The organism is Microbacterium sp. 2216-1, from assembly GCF_046507855.1.
GTDB lineage: Bacteria > Actinomycetota > Actinomycetes > Actinomycetales > Microbacteriaceae > Microbacterium > Microbacterium esteraromaticum_C.
The window spans coordinates 794686-812614 of sequence record NZ_JBKFTM010000001.1 but is presented as its reverse complement, the minus strand read 5'-3'; the positions used below and the strand labels follow the sequence as shown (position 1 = coordinate 812614).

The following is a 17929-nucleotide window of genomic DNA, read 5'->3' as shown; positions in this document are numbered from 1 at the left end:
TCAGCGGTAGTCCGCGTTGTAGCGATCGAGCACGTCGCGGATCGGCCCGTCCAACACGAGTTGTCCCTTGTCGAGGTACAGGCCGCGTTCGCAGAACCGCCTCAGATCGCGCTCGTTGTGGCTGACGAAGAACAGCGTCCGCCCCGATGCAAGCATCTCATCGATCCGCTTGTAGCACTTGTCCCGGAACGCCTTGTCGCCGACGGCAAGAACCTCGTCGACGAGCATGATGGGCTCGTCGAGCTGGGACACGACAGAGAATGCCAGCCGCACCTTCATTCCGTTCGACAGGTGCTTGTACGGCGTGTCCTGGAACTCCTCCAGCTCGGCGAAGGCGATCATCTCGTCGTAGCGCGATGCCACTTCCGCCTTCGACATTCCGTGCAGCCCGGCGGTGAGGCGCACGTTTTCGCGCACGGTGAGGTCGCCAACGAATCCGCCGGTGAGCTCGATCAGTGGCGCGACGCCACCGTTGACGCGCACACCACCTTCATCGGGTAGCAGCACCTGGGCGACGAGCCGAAGCAACGTCGACTTTCCCTGCCCGTTGCGGCCGACGACGCCGATCGCCTCGCCGGGCGCGACGGTGAACGAGACATCGCGCAACGCCCAGAACTCGCCCGGTCGGGACCTGCGACTCACGCCGGCGAAGAGGTCCTTGAACGTGCGGGAACCGCGGCGGTTACGCCGGAAACGCACTCCGAGCCCCTGCACTTCGATGGCAGCAGACATCACAGCTCCTTCAGGACGGGACGCTCAAGGGAGCGGAAGACCCAGATTCCGAGCGCCAGGACGATCAGGCTCATCACAGCGCTGATGATGACCACACGCGCATCCCATTGATCGGGGAAAAAGGCCATACGGTACAACGTCATGATGCCTGCCAGAGGGTTGAACATGCCGATCGCGTCGAACGGCTCCGGCAGGTCCTTGACACTGTAGATGATCGGAGTGGCGTAGAACATGGCACGAAGAATGAGTGCGGTCGTCCGTTCGAGGTCGGTGTACAGCGCGCAGAGCGGCGCGACCAGCAGCCCGAGGCCGATGAGCAGAATGGTCTGCAGAATCATCGCCACGGGTAGCCAGAGCACTCCCCATCCGATCTGCGCGATGTGCGCCGGGTTGGTCTCGGTGAGCCGATTGATCAGCACGAAGATCAGCAGGACCGGCATCGAGAAGACGAACTCGAGTCCCTTGCTGAGCACGATGCGATTGACCCAGATAGAGCGCGGGATCGACGTAGAGCGCACGAGACGCGCGTCCTTCTTGAAGGCGCGGGTGAAGTCGCCCACCGCCCCGTTGAACCAGACCCAGGGCAGAAGCGCGCTGATCAGGAAGATGATGTACGGCTGCTCGCCAACCGTCCGCTGAAAGACCTGCGTGAAGACGAACCAGTAGATAGCGCTCATCACCAGCGGGTCGAGAACCGACCACAGGTACCCCAGCGCACTGGTCGAGTAGCGCACCTTCAGGTCACGCGCCGACAGCAGCCACAGTGAGTGGAAGTAGCGTTTGGGCGTGCCAGGGGCTCCTGCCGTGGTCGCCACGTCAGTTGCCTCCGCCGACGACGTATTGCTTCTCGCCTCGGACGTTCGCACCGCGCGCGAGCGGTACCTGGATGAACAGGCGCATCGTCAACCCCTCAAGACTCCTAGACGTCGCTTGCGCCACCCATCAAGGGGCACTAGCCAATATCCAACTCTATCGCAGCGACCCTGCGACCCTGGGAAATCCCTACGCGCGCTGCCGACGGTACCGACCACCCGTGCGCACGTGGCACTCCGCCAGCGGTTACAACTCGGCATGCAGCGCCCACACCCGCTCGGCGGAGCTCGCCCACGAAAAGGCGCGGGCACGGTCGGCGGCGAGTACCCGCTGCCGCTTCTCCCCCGCGCCGAGCGCGTCTTCGAGGGCATTCGTGATCTCATCCGCCGGCACGACCAGTCCGCCGTCGGCGATGACGTCGCGATGCGTCCCCGAGTCGACGGCAACGACGGGCACGCCCAGTTCCATCGCTTCGACAGCGCGCCAGGGCCATGCCGTCGAGGAGGAGGTCGCCACCACGGCGGCCGCTCCGGCCAGAACAGATGCCCGGTCGGCGTCGCCGAGGCGTCCACGGATGTGCGCGCGCCGTTCGGCCAACCCGGCCGTCGCGGCGGCATCCGCGATCTGTGGCTCCGTGCCCTCAGCCGCGTCGAGCACGACAACGTCGATATCCGTTCGCGCTGCCGCGGCCAATCCGCACCCCAACGACTCGACGTCACCCGCTACGACCACGTACCGTTCGGGCAGTTGCAGGTCTTCCCGACGCTGCGCCGCGTCGCTCGGCTCTGCGAACCCCTGCGGGGCTGCGCCGGCGATGACCCGGATGCGGTCCGACAACCGCCCCAGGCCCGCGACGCGCTCGGCCATGGTGTGCGAGGGCACGACGACGGCGTCCGCGTGCTTCACCGCGCGCTTGAACATCGCCTTGTGCCAGCTGACGGCCGCCTTCGACAACCGATGCGGCGCCTCCCAGGCGTGCAGATCCCACAGCGTGACGGTGGTCTGATCGTTGTCGTGCAGCCGGTCGTGACGCACCAGCGGTGCCATCAGACTCGGAGCGTGGATCAGTCCGCCTCCAACCCCCGGGGTGATCCCCAACTGCCATGCACCGGCGAGTTCGCGACGCCCGAGCGCCAGCATCCGCACGTCGTGCACGCCGGGCATCTGCAGGTCGGTGCCGCTCGGCACGATCGCCGAGACGGCGCAACCGCGCGGCGCTGTCTGCACCAATCCGACGGCCAGTGCCCGCGCCGCACGCGCCTGATCGGCGTCGACGACCTGCACCGTCTGATCGAGAACAACCCGCAACTGCACACTCATGTCGTCATGCTATCGGCGCCTTCCTGAGAGCCTCCGACGCACCGCCGCGGGTGCGTGAGGTCACTCGGATGGCGCGTCCGTCTCGGGCGGATGCAGGGCATCGCGCACCATCTGATGGATCAGCTCGAAGTCGGGGTTGTCCTCGACGATGCCGTTGTCTGGCACGAGCTCGATCTCGGTGACGGGCTGCTCTTTCGCCTTCATCATCAGGTCGAAGAACTCGGGCAGCTTGTCCTGCGGAAGGTCGGTCTCCATCAGCTGCGTACCCGCCGCCGCGATCTCGTTGAAGCGCGCGACGACTGTCTGCGGCGTGAACTGCTGCAGGATGGCGACCTGCAGTTCACGCTGGCGCTTCATGCGGTCGTAGTCGCTGGTGGTGTAGCGCGATCGGGCGTACCACTGCGCCGTGTCACCGTCCATGTGCTGCTCGCCCGCCTCGATCCACCCGATCGCCCAGTCCTCGGCGGGCTGGCCGCGGTAGGCCGGACCGCCTCCCTTGGGCAGCCGCTCGGTGACGGTGATGTCGACGCCGCCGAGTGCGTCGATGAGCGCTGCGAAACCATCCATGTCGACGAAGACGTAGTAGGGGATCTCGATACCGAGCACACCCTCGGCGGCATCCTTGGTCGCCTCGATACCGGGAGCGGACCCGTGCGTCGCCGCATCGGGATACAGCCCCGTTCCCTTGTCGTCCCGACAGACCTCCGCAGCATTGCGGATGTGGTTCATCCACGGTTCCCAGCCGCAGGTCTGGTCGGAGTGCCCTTCGAAACCGTTCGGGTACAGCTCGCGCATGGGGCTGCCTTCGCTGAACGGCGCGCCGGCAAGCTCTCGTGGGATGCCCGTCATCGTGACAGCGCCGGTATCGGCGTTGACCGAGACGACAGAGATACTGTCGAAGCGCATCGAGTCGCGTCCGTCGCCGCTGTCGGCGCCGAGCAGCAGGATGTTGTAATAACCGTCAGTGGGCGGCAGGCTGGGCCCGCCACTGCCGAACAGCGTCGTCAGCGCCCCGCGGCCCGATGCCACTGCCGTCGAGGCGTACACCGTGGCTGACGACACCAGTGCCATCACCAGCACGGATACCAGTGGGATCGCCCACCGCGAGATCGGCGGCAGCCTGACCAGGCGCGCCTGACGCAGAGTGTCGATCGTGAGCACGATCCACAGCGCCACGTACGCCAGCAGCAACACCTGCACGAGCGTCAGCATGAACCAGGCCAGCGGTCCGGCGAAGAGCCAGACGAGCGCGGGGCGGGCGAACAGGCCGAGTCCCGCGGCGATCAGCAGCAGGAACCAGCCGATCAGGGTCGCACCGAGGCCGAAGCGGCCGAGCCGCCGGTTGCCGGCGAGCACTTGCGCCGAACCGGGGATAAGCACGTTGAGCACCACCAGCCACCAGCCACGTCGCCCCATCAGGTCGACGTCGGTGACATCGGGGTTGAGCAGCGGCCGCGTCTCGATCAGCGGGCGTGAGCCCTGATCGGAGGAACGCGGTGCCGCCAGGGTCACAGCGAGTCCTTCAACCGCTGGTTCTTCTGCTCCACCTGACCTTCGAGCTCACGCGCGTATGCCTCGACGCGGTCGGCGAGCTCGGCATCGGACGTGCCCAGGATGCGCGCGGCGAGGAGCCCTGCGTTGCGGGCCCCGCCGATCGACACGGTTGCGACGGGGATTCCGGCCGGCATCTGCACGATCGACAGCAGCGAGTCCATGCCGTCCAAATACGCCAGCGGCACAGGGACACCCACGACGGGCAGCGCGGTCACCGAGGCGATCATGCCCGGCAGGTGGGCGGCGCCTCCGGCGCCGGCGATGATCACGCGGATGCCACGGCTGCGCGCTTCCCGACCATAGCTCATCAGCTTGTCGGGCGTGCGGTGGGCCGAGACGACCTCGACCTCGTGCGGGATGCCGAAGTCGGTGAGCGCCTGGGACGCGTCACTCATCACCCGCCAGTCGGAATCGGAACCCATCACGACGCCGACCAGCGGCGAGCTCGAGGAATGCAGTGGCTCAGTCACTCGTACAGGCTACGGCGCCCCGCTGGGAGAACGGCGCAACGGCGCGCGCTCGCAGCGACGCGGATCACTCACTCGAAATGCACTGCGGCGGCGCGGGCGGTGTAGACGACGTCATCGAGATCAGCGCCGGCGACGTTGATATGGCCGACCTTTCGTCCCGGACGCGGCGCCTTGCCGTAGGTGTGGATCTTGGCCTCGGGATGCTGCTGCATCGCCGGCGCGAAGCACGAGGTGAGCGTGCCCTCGGCGGGTCCGCCGAGGATATTCACCATCACGGTCCAGGGCGCTCGAGGTGCGGTGCTACCCAGCGGCAGATCGGCGACGGCCCGCAGGTGCTGCTCGAACTGGCCCGTCACGGCGCCGTCCTGGCTCCAGTGTCCACTGTTGTGGGGGCGCATGGCCAGTTCGTTGACCAGAATGCGCTCGTCGTCGGTCTCGAACAGCTCGACAGCCAGCATGCCTGTAGCGCCGATCCCCTCGGCGATCTGCCGCCCGATCTGCTCGGCGACCTCGGCAAGACGCTCCGTGGCGTTCGGCGCGGGGGCGATGACCTCTGCGCACACGCCGCCGCGCTGCACCGTCTCGACGACGGGGTACGCGACCACGTCGCCGCTCGGGCGCCGCGCGATCTGCTGCGCGAGTTCACGGGTGAACGACACCATCTCCTCGGCCAGCAGCGCCTCCCCCTCCGGCACCTGCTCGAACCAATCGGCGGCCTCGAGGCCCGCGCGTACGACGCGTACACCTTTGCCGTCGTACCCGCCCCGCGGAGTCTTCACGACGGCTCGGCCGCCGTGATCGTTGATGAACGCTTGCAGCTCGCGGGCATCGTGCACGGCGGCCCAGTCCGGCTGCGGCACACCGAGCTCGGCGAGGCGTGCACGCATCACGAGCTTGTCCTGCGCGTACTGCAACGCATCGGGCCCCGGATGCACCTGCACGCCGTCGGCGACAAGGGCGCGCAGCACTGACTGAGGCACGTGCTCGTGGTCGAAGGTGATGACGTCGACGTCACGTGCGAAGGCGCGCACCGCATCGAGATCGCGGTAGTCACCGACGGCCGTCGCGGCCAACGCTGCCGACATCCCCTCGTCCTCGGCGAGCACACGCACGTCGAGTCCGAGTTCGACCGCCGGAGCAATCATCATTCTGGCGAGCTGTCCGCCACCGATCACACCTACGCGCACCGACATCCGCGCCCCTTTCGTCGTTCCCATTCTCGCGCACTCCGAGAGCGCGAATGGTCAGAACGTTCCGGGCTCCGCGTCGCGGTGGGCGAGGATCTGGTTGACCTCGACCTGATCGGCCAACGCCTCGTGCACGAGGTTGACGCTGGGGACGTTCACCAGGCGCAACGGTGCGTCGACACCGTTGCTGAGGATGACTGTGCCGGCGCCCCACAGGCGCTGCAGCAGCCCGCGGCGCACGGCGATCGAGTAGCCGCGCGTGTGCGAGAGCTCCTGACGGCTGCGCGCGCTGAGCCCGTCGCGGACGATCACTCGCCGGGTGGTGATCGTGTACGTACGTGACAGCCAGCGCAGGTACGGAACGGCGACAAGAAGCACCACGAGCAATGCCGCGGCGGTCAGGAGCATCCAGTTCTCATACGGAGAGGGCAGGTTGCCGTACAGGTAGGCCGTCGCGCCGAACACGGCGATCAGCACGAGTGCCGACCAGAACAGCCGCCGGGCATGGCCACGGAAGCGCGCGACGATCAGTTCCTCGGCGGGCGCGCCGGGCGGGGGCATCATCGGACGCCCTCCGAGCATCACCGGCTGAGTCATGCCTCCATTGTGCCGTCAGGATGCGACATCCCCGGCACCCGCAGGGCGTGTCAGCGTGCCGCGTCAGGCCAGCCGCGCGTGCACGACATCGCCCGACGACACCGCACGTTCGCTCTCTGCACAGCCCGCCTCGGTGGATTCCTCGGCCACGACGAGTCTGCCGTCGTCGGCCAGGCGCACCGCGCGTCCGAGCATCGATGTGCCGTCCGGCAGCGAAACAGCCACGTCGCGCCCCAGCGTGATGCACCGCGCGGTCGCCTCGGCGTGCAAACCCGACCGGACGGCGTCGCCCGCTTTGCCCAGCTCGCGCACGATCGCGTCGAGTCGGTTCAGATAGTCGGCGACCAGCCGATCAACATCCGCAACGGCATCCTGGCAGGCGAACGACGTCGCCGTCGGAACCGGAAGCTGCGCGTGTGTCATCGCGGTGTTCACCCCAGCACCGACGATCACCGCGTCACCGACGACTTCGGCGAGGATGCCACAGATCTTGCGGCCGCCGACGAGCACGTCGTTGGGCCATTTCAGGCCCGCTTCATGGCCGGGCAGCTGTGCGGCGACGGCATCCGTCATCGCCACCCCAGCGGCCAAAGGCAGCCATCCGCGCGCGTCGACACTCTCCGGCAGGTCTCGCAGCAGCACCGAGATCGCCAGCGCGGCTCCGGCAGGCGTGTCCCAGGTGCGGTCGAGCCGCCCCCGCCCCGCGGTCTGCGAGTCGGTGACCAGCACCGACAGGTGCGGCCAGGCGGTGGCATCCGACGCGCGCCCACGCAACTCGGCGTTCGTCGATCCGCACTCCGGAAGCACCAGCAGACGACCGGCGGTCCCCGAGGCGCGCTGCAGGTCCATTCAGCCCGCGTCCTCGTCGAGATCGGCCGCGTCATGCTCGGATGCGGCGTCCGCGGGGACATCATCGCGCGCATGCCACTCATCCCACTTCTGCATGAGCTGCTCTATCGCGGCATGGAACTTCGCCGTGGCAGCGCCCGGCGTCGTGTCGCCGAAGTAGTGCGTCACCCAGGTGTCCAGGCGCGCGATCGCCGCCTCGTCGCCCCGCACGCGATCGACCTCGGCGACGATATCCGCGGCGCCCTCGACCGTCAGCCATTCACATGCTGATAGATAGCCCTTGGTGTCGATGGATGCCCGCTCGTCGGCGGGCCGGGTGATCATCAACGGCTTGCCCGAGGCGAGGCGATCGTAGACCATCGCCGAGATATCGACGACCGCGACGTCAGCAGCGGCGAGCTGCCACCCCAGCTCGGGGCCGTCATCGTGGATGTGGTGAGCGCGCGGGTCTGACGCGTTCGCCTCAGCGATCGCGGCGAGGATGCGCTGGTGCGCCGCGCCGTAGGCGTCATCGACCACGCCGCTCCGCGGGTGCGGCCGGTAGATCAAGCGGTGCCGGCCCGTTGCCAGCAGCCCACGGACGAGTGTCTCGCCGTGAGTGGCGATCGATCCGTAATGTGCAGAAGGGCGATCGCCCTCCCAGGTCGGCGCGTACAGCACGACGGTGCGCTCGTCCGGGGTGTAGGGAAGGGTGCCGGAATAGTGATCGGCCTGCGGCCGGCCGATCTCGATCGTGCGGCGGTCGATGTCGTAGTCCCAGAGTGTGCGGCTGAGCCGGTCACGGGCGGCCTGACCGGCAACCAGGGCGTAGTCGTACGCCTTGTACTGGTTGGTGGTCATGTACATCTTGTCGGACTCACCGTGGTTGATGAACACGTGCCAGCGGCGGCCGTACCGGAACATCTGGAAGTTGCGAGTGTTCTGGTTCACGTACAAGACGATCCGGATGTCTTGCTTCGCGATGAACTTCTCAAGATTGCGCACCGTCGGCACGAACGCGACCGGCGGCCCGTCCTCGGCGATGAGATGCTCGGCGCCGGTCGCACTGCGCGACAGCACAACCACCGGCCAGCGCTCGGCCAGTTGCACCAACGGGCGGTACCACTGGCGCATCTGGTACATGTTGACCGCACCGTCGGCGAAGTACACCGCGATCTTGTAGGTGTTGCGCGGGTGCGGGCCCTTCTGCGAGAGCGTTCGTCTGACCCTCTGCACAGCAGCGCGAGAGGCGAGTGCCTCTCTCAGCAGCCGGTACGACTTCTTTCCATCCGAGACAACACCCATCCCTCCAGAATACGGCGCTTCCTCGAACGACCCCGTCTCGGCCGTGCCGGCGCCGGCATCCGGGCGCGGCGCCCGCCGCATGACATGATCGAATCGTGCACGAGACAGACCGCCCATCGCCCGACGGGGTCTCCTTCGTCATGCCCGTGCTCAACGAGCGCGACTACCTCGAACACGCCGTGCACTCGGTGCTCGCGCAGGACGTCGACGGGCCGACCGAACTCATTCTCGCCCTGGGCCCCTCGACCGACGGCACCACCGAGCTCGCGCAGCGCCTCGCTTCGGCCGACCCGCGCGTGCACCTGGTCGACAACCCCGCCGCGCACATCCCCGTGGGCCTGAACGCCGCCATCCGTGCCAGCCGGTACCCCACGGTCATCCGCGTCGACGCGCACTCCGAGCTCTCCCCCGGCTATGCGCGGCAGGCGCTGGAGACGCTGGAGCGCACGGGTGCAGCGAACGTGGGCGGCATCATGCGCGCCGACGGGCGTACTCCGTTCCAGAGCGCCGTGGCACGCCTGTACAACTCCCCCGTCGGTCTCGGAGGGGGCGCGTACCACGGCAGCGAGCGCGAGGGTGAGGCCGAGTCCGCTTACCTCGGCGTGATGCGCCGCGAAGTGCTCGACGAGGTCGGCATGTTCGATGAGTCGATCCGTCGCGGCGAGGATTGGGAGCTGAACCTGCGCATTCGCGAGGCGGGCCACACGGTCTGGTTCGACCCGCGACTCTCGGTCACCTACTGGCCGCGCGAGAACTGGTGGCGCCTGGCGCGCCAGTTCCGCGCTACGGGCGCTTGGCGCGGCGAACTCGTGCGGCGGTTCGGACGCAGCAACGGGCTGCGGTTCTTCGCCCCGCCCGCGCTGGTGCTCGTGACCGCCCTCGCGCTGATCGTGGGCGTGCTGCAGCTGACCGGCGTGCTGCACGGCCTTCCGGGTGTGCTCGCCTCGATCGTGTACGCGCCCCTGATCGCATACGCCGTACTCGTGCTCGTTGTCGCACTGACGGGGCGCCGCGGACTACGAGAACGCCTCTGGACGCTGGCCGTGCTGCCGACCATGCACTTCGCCTGGGGGCTCGGCTTCCTCGCCGGGGTGCTGCGCGGCGCCGGCGACACCGTCGACGCCTCGCGGCTCGGCGACCGCAACACCCCGCTGCCCTGAGCGCCGGCGGGCACCGTCAGGCGGTCAGCCACCCCTGGTCGAGGATGCGCGCGACGACACGCTCGGCGGCTTCGCCGTCGTCGAGTCGGTTGAACTGCGACCGCCATGCGCCATACCGACGTTCGTACGCAGACGGCACGTCGGCATCTTCCAGGGCCCGCACGAGCTCTTCCTGCGAGTGTACCAATGGCCCCGGCGCGCGCTCGGCCAGGTCGAAGTAGAACCCGCGCAACTCGCCGCGGTAGTGCTCCAGGTCGGGCACCAAGAAGTACATCGGCCGTCCGGTGACACTGAAGTCGAACATCACCGACGAGTAGTCCGTGATCAGCGCGTCGGCGATCAGCAGCAGACGCGAGGTCTCGGGGTACCCGGTGACGTCGATCACGCGCGCGCCGGCGTGATCACGCCCGGGCTTGATGGTGCGCGAGTGGCCGCGCACGAGCACCACCGAATCGGTGTCGACCGCGAGCTGCTGCGGGTCGATGAAGTCGACCATCTCGGAACGGTCATCGCGCCAGGTCGGCGCATACAGCAGCACGCGCTCATCGGCGCCGATGCCGAGCGCGGCGCGGATCGGAGCCGGATCTCCTGTGGTGAGCAGATCGTTGCGGGGGTAGCCGTCGACCCAGATCGGCTTACCGAAGAACGCGTATGCCTTCTTCAGGATGCGCGCCGCGTACGTGTTCTGCGCCAGCAGCACGTCCCAGCGACGCGACTCCTTCACCACGGCAGCCATCCGCCGCGGCGCGAATCCGGGCCGATGCAGTGCAAGGCGCTTGAGCGGCGTGCCGTGCCAGGTCTGCAGCACACGCTGGCCGGGCTTGCGCACGAACCTGTGCCGCAGCCAGTCGTTGACGATCAGCATCCGCGACTCGGCACGCGCCCGCCACCACTCTGGGCCGCCCTCGATGACGGCGATGGCGCCGTCGGGCACTTCCACCGACAGATCGGTGACGCTCCAGTAGCGGGTGACGGCCGGGGCACGGTCGGCGAGCACCCGATCGATCGCCCGCGGGTTGCACCCCGCGGTCTGCCCGTAGAAGCTCTCGAAGAACACCGCGTTCTCGCCGGCGCCGATCTGCGACGCGTAGCGCTCCTCGAGCGTGCGCTGCCCTTCGGGAGTCTCGTAGATCGGGGCGATGGCCGGGGCGATCGTCACGTCTGCACCGTGCACCGAGACGCGTAGCGAGGGCAGCAACACCGGCTCGACGGCAAGGTCGTCGACATCGATGCCGTCGACGCTGAGCGCGTACTGCCCCGAGGGCAGGGGCAGTTCTGCGCCGCCCCACCGCGAGACGCGCAACGGAAAGGTCGCCTTCCACGTCTTGCCGCCGCCGGTCATCTTCGCGTCCAGGCGTGCGCGCGGTCCGTCCAGGCTCGCGGCGGCCGGCCGCGCGCCTGTGCCCGCGATGATCAGCGTCTGCGCGTCCTCGTCGATCCGAGCGGTCGTCATCGTGCTCCCTTCGGCGCGGGGATCCCCCGCGCGCGGATGGCCTGGTACACGCGGTGCGCATTGCGCCCGTCGCGATGTGCGTGCATGTGCGCGCTGAGCGCGGCAGAGCGATCGGATGCCCGTGAGTACGCTGCGGGATCACCGAGCATCTCGTCGATCCGATCGATCGCTGTCTCCCAGTCGTGGGCGTAGTCCTCGCCGGCGACGTCCTCGTAGCGTCCGTAGAACCCCCGCGTCGCGGAGTACTCGGCGACGTCCGGTGCCAGGTACACGACCGGCATCGACAGCAGCCCCACGTCGTAGGCCATCGACGAGTAGTCGGTGATCAGCACGTCGATCCGGGGCAGCGCCGGGGTCACATCCGGCAGCAGCTCGGCTCCCAGCATCCGCACCCGTCCGCTGGACCACGGTGGGGCGTACGCTCCCTCGCCCAGCGGATGCGAGCGGATGAACAGCACAGCATCGTGCTGTTCGAGCAGCCGCACGATGCGCACCCACTGCTCGGCGGTGGGCACGGCGGGATCTGCGGCGCCGTCGCGCCAGGTGGGCGCGTACAACAGGGCGCTCTGCTCGGATAGCAACGGCCCGGTGCGCGTCAGGATGGCGGTCGCGTCGGCGACGCGCTGTTCAGCAGTGCCCGTCGAGAGAACATCGACCCGCGGTTCGCCGGTGACGATGACGCGGTCATCCCCCAGTCCGAACGCCGATTCGAGGCGCCCACGCGAACGGTGCGAGGCGGCGGGGAGGATGCGGATGCGCTGCGCCGCACGGCGATACATTCCGGTGAGCACACGGCCCAGCAGGGCTGCGCCGGGGATACCCTTCGGCACCTGGACGGTGATGGGTGAGTCCAGTCCGATGCGCTTGAGCGGAATGCCGTGCCACAGCTGCACGACGAACCCGTCGCTGCTGCCATAGCGGTTCACATCTCCGAGGCCGTGTGTGACCACGAGCACGCCCGCGCGGGCGGTCGCCCACCAACCGCGCAGTCCGTCCCGCCGGCGCGTGCGGATGCCCAGCGCCTTCGCGTCGGCCTCATCACGGGCATCCCGGGTCAACCAGATCGTGCGGTGCCCGGCATCCGACGCCTCGCGCTGCAGGGCGAGCGCACCGTCGCCCACGCCGGCGCCGCAGCCGAACACCCAGATGTCGCCGCGCGGCACCAGGAACGTACCTATGCGTCCGAGGGCATACAACGGCAACCGGACCAGCTTGGCCGCGTTGCCGGTTCCGAATGAGAAGGACGCCACCCCGTGAGCCTATCGCGGGGTGGCGTCCTGATCTGAGAACGAACCGGGGTCAGAGCACCAATTCGCCCACGGTGACCTCGGCGGTGTAGGTCTGCCCGGAACGGACGTAGGTCACTTCAGCGGTGCTGCCGGCTGCAGCGGCGCGCACCTGCGCGGTCAAGTCGCTGGCGCTGGTGATCGGCGCCCCGTTGAACTCGGTGATGATGTCACCGGCCCGCAGGTCGGCCGTCGCTGCCGCACCGCCTGGCGTCGGCTCGACGATCACTGCGCCGGCGACCACGGCACCTTCGACGGTCGAGGCGTCGCGCACCGTCGCACCGAGCAGACCGTGCGTCGCCTCACCGTTCTCGATCAGCTCGTTCGCGACGCGCTCGGCGATGACCGACGGGATCGCGAAGCCGAGTCCGATCGACCCGGACTCGTCGGCGTTTCCTGCGGTGGCGATGGCGACGTTGATGCCGATCAGGCGGCCCTGACTGTCAACGAGCGCACCGCCCGAGTTGCCGGGGTTGATGGCGGCATCGGTCTGGATCACGGCGATCGAGATCGACTGCTGCGCCTGCTGGGCCCCCATGCCGGGGATGTCGAACTGGAAGGGGCCGCCCTCGCCGTTCTCGGAACCGTCGCCGGGCTGCTCGGACTCGTCGGCGTTGTCGGGCAGCGCCGAGGATGCGACCTGGATGCTGCGGTTGAGCGCGCTGACGATACCGGTCGTCACCGAGTTCGACAGCCCGAGAGGCGCGCCGACGGCCACGGCGGTGTCGCCGACATTCAGTTCACCCGAGTCGGCGAACTCGATCGGCGTGAGGTCTTCAGCCCCTTCGAGCTTGATCACGGCGAGGTCGTAGATCGGGTCGGATCCGACGAGGGTCGCCGAGTAGATGCGTCCGTCCGAGGTGGTCACGCGGATCGTCGGGTCGGCGACGGCGCCACCGAGCGTGGCGACGTGCGCGTTGGTGAGCACGTGCCCCTCGTCGTCGAGAATGACGCCCGAGCCGCTACCGGCCTCTTGGCTGCCGGCCACCTCGATCGTGACGACGGACGGCAGGACCTGGGTCGCGATGGCGGTGGTCTCGTTGACAGAACCGGGGTTGTTGACCGTCACCGTCTGCGGGCCGGTCGCCGACTGCGACACCGGCTGGTTCAGCATGGCTGAGCTCAGCGCACTGCCGCCGAACCCGGCAACGCCGCCGACGATGGCCGCGGCGAGCAGCAGGCCGGCGAACTTGACGGTGCTTCCGCCCTTCTTCGGTGCCTCAGCAGTGGCGTTCACGTCGGGAACGGGCTGCGTGGCACCGTACTGCGGCACGTGCGACGCCTGGGGGCCCTGCGGGGTCTGCGGTGCCGCGCCGAAGGCGGCGCCCTGCTGGGGTGCGCCGTGCTGGGGCGCCCCCTGCGCGGCCTGCCAGGTCGGGGCTGGCTGCTGGTGGGAGCCGAACGTCGGCGGGATGCTGTGACCGCCGGCGGCGGGCTGAACCGGCTGAACAGGCTGAACCGGCTGAGCCGGCTGTGCGGGCTGGGCGGACGCCTGGGCGTCCGACGGCGTCGGGGTCGCACCGACACTCGGCTGCTCGGGGGTGGAGGCTTCGCCGGAGGTGTTGTTGTCGTTCATATCTGCTCCTTCACAACGCCCCACTAGCGTGACAAGTGAGTCTGTGCGTTTGGTATGGCGAAGATGGATGTCTCCTATGGTCTTAGCCTGTTCTGCATGGATATCATTCCCGGCGCTTGGCGACGCACAGCAGCAGGGGCAGGCCTGCTCTCCCCGCAGGGCGAGGTGGCGCCCACAATCTTCGCAGAGATGTCCGCCGCGGCGGTGCGCACCGGTGCGATAAATCTGGGGCAGGGCTTCCCCGACGAAGACGGCCCCTCTGCCGTGCTCGACGCGGCGCGAGAAGCCATCGCGCAGGGCGCGAACCAGTACCCGCCCGGCCGTGGCATCCCCGATCTGCGGGCGGCGATCAGCGAGCATCAGCAGCGTTTCTACGGCCTCGATGTGAACCCCGAGACCGAGGTGATCGTCACGGCGGGCGCCACCGAGGCGCTGACCGCGACTCTGCTGGCGCTGATCGACGGACCGGACGACGAGGTCATCGTCTTCGAGCCGTACTACGACTCTTACGCCGCCGCGGTGGCACTGGCCGGTGCGCGGCTGCGTACCGTGGCGCTGCGCGCCCCCGGCTTCCAGCCCGATCTCGACGAGCTCGCGGCGGCGGTCACCGATCGCACCCGCATCATCCTGGTCAACGACCCGCACAATCCGACCGGCGCGGTCTTCACCCCGCAGGTGCAGGCCGAGGTGGTGCGCCTGGCTGAGCGGCACGATGCGATCATCGTCACCGACGAGGTGTACGAGCACCTGTCTTTCGACAACCCGCACGTGCCGATCGCGACGCTGTCCGGGGCCGCCGAGCGCACGCTGACGATCTCGTCGGCGGGCAAGACCTTCTCGGTGACTGGTTGGAAGATCGGCTGGGTACACGGACCCGCCGCCCTGATCACCGCCGTGCTGACCGTCAAGCAGTACCTGACGTATGTGAACGGCTCACCGTTCCAGCCGGCGGTCGCGGTCGGATTGCGGATGCCCGATGCCTACTTCTCGGATGCCCGTGACGCGCTGCGCGCAAAACACCGGCTACTGGGCGATGCACTGTCGGCAGCGGGCTTCACCGTGCACACACCGCAGGGCGGGTACTTCACCGTCGCCGACGCCACCACGCTCGGCGGGACCGACACCGCGGCGTTCTGCCGAGCCCTGCCCGAGCGGGCGGGCGTGGTCGCGATCCCGCTGAGCGCATTCGTCTCGGCCGCCCATCGCGCCGACTACGCCGGGCTGGTGCGTTTCGCCGCGTGCAAACGCACCGAGGTGCTCGAAGAGGCGGCCAGGCGGTTGGGCTCGCTTCACTCCACCGGTTCTACCCGGTAGCGGCGCAGCGCCAGCGCAGGATTCGTCGTGCGCGTCCGAGCGATCAGCTCGGGGTCGACAGGCGCCACGGCGATCCCCTCCCCCGAGCTGACCCCGGCGACGACGACACCCTGCGGGTCGATGATCTGCGACAGCCCGACTCCGACACCACCCGGATGGTCTGCCGCAACCACATAGGCGGTGTTCTCGATGGCACGTGCCGTCAGCAACGTCGACCAGTGGTGCTCCTTGAGCGGCCCGCGCACCCATTCGGCCGGCACGACCATGGCATCCGCCCCGGCATCCGCCAGTGTGCGCGCCACCTCGGGAAAACGCAGGTCGTAACAGGTCATCAGTCCGAACCTCACACCGTCGACGTCGAACACGGCGCTCACGCCGACCGGCCCCGGCGCGACCCAGTCGGACTCGCGCTGCCCGAACGCGTCATACAGGTGCTGCTTGCGGTAGACGGCCAGTACTCCGGCATCCGACACCGCGACGACGGTGTTGTGCACCCGCCGGCCTTCTGCCGGCTCGATCATGCCCGCGATCACGACCACGCCGTGTGCGGTGGCCGCCGCGCGCAGGGCGGCGACGAACGCACCGTCGACCGACTCGGCATGCGTAGCCAGGGTGTCATCGAACGACGGGATGAAGTAGTTCGAGTACTCCGGCAGCACGACCACGCGCGCGCCGCGCCGCGCCGCCTGCGCGATGAGCGCGGCGACGCGCTCGCGATTGCCCGCCGGGTCGACCCCGGGCGCGAACTGGCAGACGGCGACGAGCGGGGCGGATGCTGACATGTGCCCATCCTGGCACGCGGCAGCGACCACCTAGAAGGTCGAAGCAACCGCCGACCCGTAGTCAACACCTGCGCTCAGCACTAGGGTGTTGACCAACGACCGCAGGACCGCCCCGTTGACGACGCCGGGAGGCACACATGTCTGAGCTTTACCGTGCTGCGATTGCAGCGGATGACTCCGCGGAGTTCTCGATCAACCCCGTGTTCACGCGCCCCGGCGAGGCGACGACCCTGGCGAAGTACGAGATCCCCGAGGGGATGATGGACCCCGACACGGCCTATCAGATCGTGCACGATGCCGCGATGCTGGACGGCAATGCACGCCTGAACCTTGCAACCTTCGTCTCCACCTGGATGGACGACAACGCCAAGCGGCTGCATCTGGAGTCAGCCGACAAGAACATGATCGACAAGGACGAGTACCCGGCGACTGCCGAGATCGAGGATCGCTGCTGGCGGATGCTCGCCGATCTGTGGAACATTCCCGACAAGTCCGACATGATCGGCACATCGACGATCGGCTCGTCGGAGGCATGCATGCTCGGTGGCCTCGCGTTGAAGCGCCGGTGGCAAGAGCGCCGACGCGTGGAAGGCGCGTCGACCGAGCGTCCGAACCTCATCCTGTCGGCCGGGGTGCAGGTGGTCTGGGAGAAGTTCTGCAACTACTGGGATGTCGAGGCGCGCTACGTTCCCGTCACCGAGGATCATCTGGTGCTCGACGGCTTCGAGCTTGAGAAGTACGTCGACGAGAACACGATCGGCGTCGTGGCGATCCTGGGTCAGACCTACACGGGCCTGTACGAACCGGTGCAGCAGATCGCAGCGAAGCTCGACGAGATTCAGGCGGCCACAGGTCTAGACGTGCGGATCCACGTCGACGGGGCATCGGGCGCGATGGTCGCACCGTTCTGCCAGCCGGATCTGGTCTGGGACTTCCGCATCGATCGGGTCAACTCGATCAGCACGTCCGGGCACAAGTACGGTCTCGTCTACCCCGGTGTCGGCTGGGTCGTGTGGCGCAGCAAGGCCGCCTGCCCCGAGAGCCTCATCTTCCACGTCAGCTACCTGGGCGGTTCCATGCCCACGCTGGCGCTGAACTTCTCACGCCCCGGCTCACAGGTGCTGCTGCAGTTCTACCAGTTCTTGCGCCTGGGACGCGCGGGCTACCGCGCTGTTCAGCAAGAGGCGATCGATGTCGCGACGTATCTGTCCGGTGAGATCGCGAAGATGAACGACTTCGCCCTGATCAGTGCGGGCGACACCATTCCCGTGTTCGCGTGGAAGCTCACGGCAGGCTCGCGCTACTGGGATCTCTACGACCTTGCCGACCGGTTGCGCATGCGCGGCTGGTTGGTGCCGGCGTATCCGATGCCCGATGACCTGGCCGATGTGGTCGTGCAGCGCATCGTCGTCCGGTCGGACCTGAGTCGCGACCGCGCCGAGTACCTGCTGACCGCGATCCGTGAAGAGGTCGCGTTCCTCGATGGACTCACGGCGCCGCTCCCCCGCGAAGTGAAGCGGCAGGGATTCGCGCACTAGAACGCCCAGACTGC

16 protein-coding genes are annotated in these 17929 nt (G+C 68.2%); 3 read left to right on the top strand and 13 right to left on the bottom strand.

Going from position 1 to position 17929, the window contains the following annotated elements; translation table 11 throughout:
* From ACLD0U_RS03670 to ACLD0U_RS03630, 9 genes are all read right to left on the bottom strand, one after another.
* Window positions 1-732, bottom strand: coding sequence for an ABC transporter ATP-binding protein (locus ACLD0U_RS03670; protein WP_206550155.1), 732 nt, complete (start codon window positions 730-732; stop codon window positions 1-3).
* Window positions 732-1547 carry an ABC transporter permease gene (locus ACLD0U_RS03665; protein ID WP_410339866.1) on the bottom strand — a complete coding sequence of 272 codons (816 nt, stop codon included), beginning with the start codon at window positions 1545-1547 and terminating at the stop codon, window positions 732-734. Before ACLD0U_RS03665 ends, ACLD0U_RS03670 begins: the two co-directional genes overlap by 1 nt.
* Window positions 1548-1791: 244 nt before the next feature.
* Window positions 1792-2865 (bottom strand): glycosyltransferase, encoded by a 1074-nt coding sequence (locus ACLD0U_RS03660; protein ID WP_410339865.1) that lies wholly within the window; start codon window positions 2863-2865, stop codon window positions 1792-1794.
* A 60-nt stretch (window positions 2866-2925) separates the two neighbouring features.
* Complete coding sequence (locus ACLD0U_RS03655; RefSeq protein WP_410339864.1) at window positions 2926-4377, bottom strand: LCP family protein; 1452 nt, start codon at window positions 4375-4377, stop codon at window positions 2926-2928.
* Window positions 4374-4841 (bottom strand): 5-(carboxyamino)imidazole ribonucleotide mutase, encoded by a 468-nt coding sequence (purE, locus tag ACLD0U_RS03650; RefSeq protein ID WP_206551237.1) that lies wholly within the window; start codon window positions 4839-4841, stop codon window positions 4374-4376. The genes ACLD0U_RS03655 and purE overlap by 4 nt, the downstream gene beginning before the upstream one ends.
* Before the next feature lie 116 nt (window positions 4842-4957).
* Window positions 4958-6082, bottom strand: a complete 1125-nt coding sequence (locus ACLD0U_RS03645) for a 5-(carboxyamino)imidazole ribonucleotide synthase (RefSeq protein ID WP_206550158.1) — start codon at window positions 6080-6082, stop codon at window positions 4958-4960.
* Between the two features lie 51 nt (window positions 6083-6133).
* A complete protein-coding gene (locus ACLD0U_RS03640) occupies window positions 6134-6673 on the bottom strand; it encodes a PH domain-containing protein (protein WP_410339863.1) in 540 nt (179 codons plus the stop codon).
* 63 nt (window positions 6674-6736) lie between these two features.
* A complete protein-coding gene (locus ACLD0U_RS03635; RefSeq protein ID WP_410339862.1) occupies window positions 6737-7522 on the bottom strand; it encodes a biotin--[acetyl-CoA-carboxylase] ligase in 786 nt (261 codons plus the stop codon).
* Window positions 7523-8806, bottom strand: a complete 1284-nt coding sequence (locus tag ACLD0U_RS03630; protein ID WP_206550161.1) for a CDP-glycerol glycerophosphotransferase family protein — start codon at window positions 8804-8806, stop codon at window positions 7523-7525.
* A gap of 95 nt (window positions 8807-8901) precedes the next feature.
* On the opposite strand from ACLD0U_RS03630, the gene ACLD0U_RS03625 reads away from it, so the two are divergent.
* The gene (locus tag ACLD0U_RS03625) at window positions 8902-9966 is read left to right on the top strand and encodes a glycosyltransferase family 2 protein (RefSeq protein WP_410339861.1); all 1065 of its coding nucleotides are present in this window, start codon (window positions 8902-8904) and stop codon (window positions 9964-9966) included.
* A 16-nt stretch (window positions 9967-9982) separates the two neighbouring features.
* On the opposite strand, the gene ACLD0U_RS03620 is transcribed toward ACLD0U_RS03625, so the two are convergent.
* From ACLD0U_RS03620 to ACLD0U_RS03610, 3 genes are read right to left on the bottom strand one after another with little or no spacing between them, the layout of a single operon-like run.
* On the bottom strand, window positions 9983-11419 hold the full coding sequence (locus tag ACLD0U_RS03620) for a CDP-glycerol glycerophosphotransferase family protein (protein ID WP_410339860.1): 1437 nt from the start codon (window positions 11417-11419) through the stop codon (window positions 9983-9985).
* On the bottom strand, window positions 11416-12669 hold the full coding sequence (locus ACLD0U_RS03615; RefSeq protein WP_410339859.1) for a CDP-glycerol glycerophosphotransferase family protein: 1254 nt from the start codon (window positions 12667-12669) through the stop codon (window positions 11416-11418). Before ACLD0U_RS03615 ends, ACLD0U_RS03620 begins: the two co-directional genes overlap by 4 nt.
* A gap of 49 nt (window positions 12670-12718) precedes the next feature.
* Window positions 12719-14281, bottom strand: a complete 1563-nt coding sequence (locus tag ACLD0U_RS03610; protein ID WP_410339858.1) for a trypsin-like peptidase domain-containing protein — start codon at window positions 14279-14281, stop codon at window positions 12719-12721.
* Between the two features lie 96 nt (window positions 14282-14377).
* Between ACLD0U_RS03610 and ACLD0U_RS03605 the strand changes: the two genes are divergently transcribed.
* A complete protein-coding gene (locus ACLD0U_RS03605; RefSeq protein ID WP_410339857.1) occupies window positions 14378-15595 on the top strand; it encodes an aminotransferase class I/II-fold pyridoxal phosphate-dependent enzyme in 1218 nt (405 codons plus the stop codon).
* Here the strand turns inward: ACLD0U_RS03605 and ACLD0U_RS03600 are convergent.
* The gene (locus ACLD0U_RS03600; RefSeq protein ID WP_410339856.1) at window positions 15571-16377 is read right to left on the bottom strand and encodes a carbon-nitrogen hydrolase family protein; all 807 of its coding nucleotides are present in this window, start codon (window positions 16375-16377) and stop codon (window positions 15571-15573) included. The two genes, ACLD0U_RS03605 and ACLD0U_RS03600, sit on opposite strands and share 25 nt — an antisense overlap.
* Before the next feature lie 137 nt (window positions 16378-16514).
* On the opposite strand from ACLD0U_RS03600, the gene ACLD0U_RS03595 reads away from it, so the two are divergent.
* Window positions 16515-17915, top strand: coding sequence for a glutamate decarboxylase (locus tag ACLD0U_RS03595; protein WP_410339855.1), 1401 nt, complete (start codon window positions 16515-16517; stop codon window positions 17913-17915).
* Window positions 17916-17929: the final 14 nt, after the last annotated feature.

Excerpts from the sequence above, each read along its gene's own strand:
- ACLD0U_RS03640 (WP_410339863.1), bottom strand. The coding sequence starts at position 6,673 with ATGACTCAGCCGGTGATGCTCGGAGGGCGTCCGATGATGCCCCCGCCC.
- ACLD0U_RS03605 (WP_410339857.1), top strand. The coding sequence starts at position 14,378 with ATGGATATCATTCCCGGCGCTTGGCGACGCACAGCAGCAGGGGCAGGC.
- ACLD0U_RS03635 (WP_410339862.1), bottom strand. The coding sequence starts at position 7,522 with ATGGACCTGCAGCGCGCCTCGGGGACCGCCGGTCGTCTGCTGGTGCTT.
- ACLD0U_RS03610 (WP_410339858.1), bottom strand. The coding sequence starts at position 14,281 with ATGAACGACAACAACACCTCCGGCGAAGCCTCCACCCCCGAGCAGCCG.
- ACLD0U_RS03630 (WP_206550161.1), bottom strand. The coding sequence starts at position 8,806 with ATGGGTGTTGTCTCGGATGGAAAGAAGTCGTACCGGCTGCTGAGAGAG.
- ACLD0U_RS03595 (WP_410339855.1), top strand. The coding sequence starts at position 16,515 with ATGTCTGAGCTTTACCGTGCTGCGATTGCAGCGGATGACTCCGCGGAG.
- ACLD0U_RS03660 (WP_410339865.1), bottom strand. The coding sequence starts at position 2,865 with ATGAGTGTGCAGTTGCGGGTTGTTCTCGATCAGACGGTGCAGGTCGTC.
- purE (WP_206551237.1), bottom strand. The coding sequence starts at position 4,841 with ATGGGTTCCGATTCCGACTGGCGGGTGATGAGTGACGCGTCCCAGGCG.
- ACLD0U_RS03600 (WP_410339856.1), bottom strand. The coding sequence starts at position 16,377 with ATGTCAGCATCCGCCCCGCTCGTCGCCGTCTGCCAGTTCGCGCCCGGG.
- ACLD0U_RS03670 (WP_206550155.1), bottom strand. The coding sequence starts at position 732 with ATGTCTGCTGCCATCGAAGTGCAGGGGCTCGGAGTGCGTTTCCGGCGT.
- ACLD0U_RS03620 (WP_410339860.1), bottom strand. The coding sequence starts at position 11,419 with ATGACGACCGCTCGGATCGACGAGGACGCGCAGACGCTGATCATCGCG.
- ACLD0U_RS03645 (WP_206550158.1), bottom strand. The coding sequence starts at position 6,082 with ATGTCGGTGCGCGTAGGTGTGATCGGTGGCGGACAGCTCGCCAGAATG.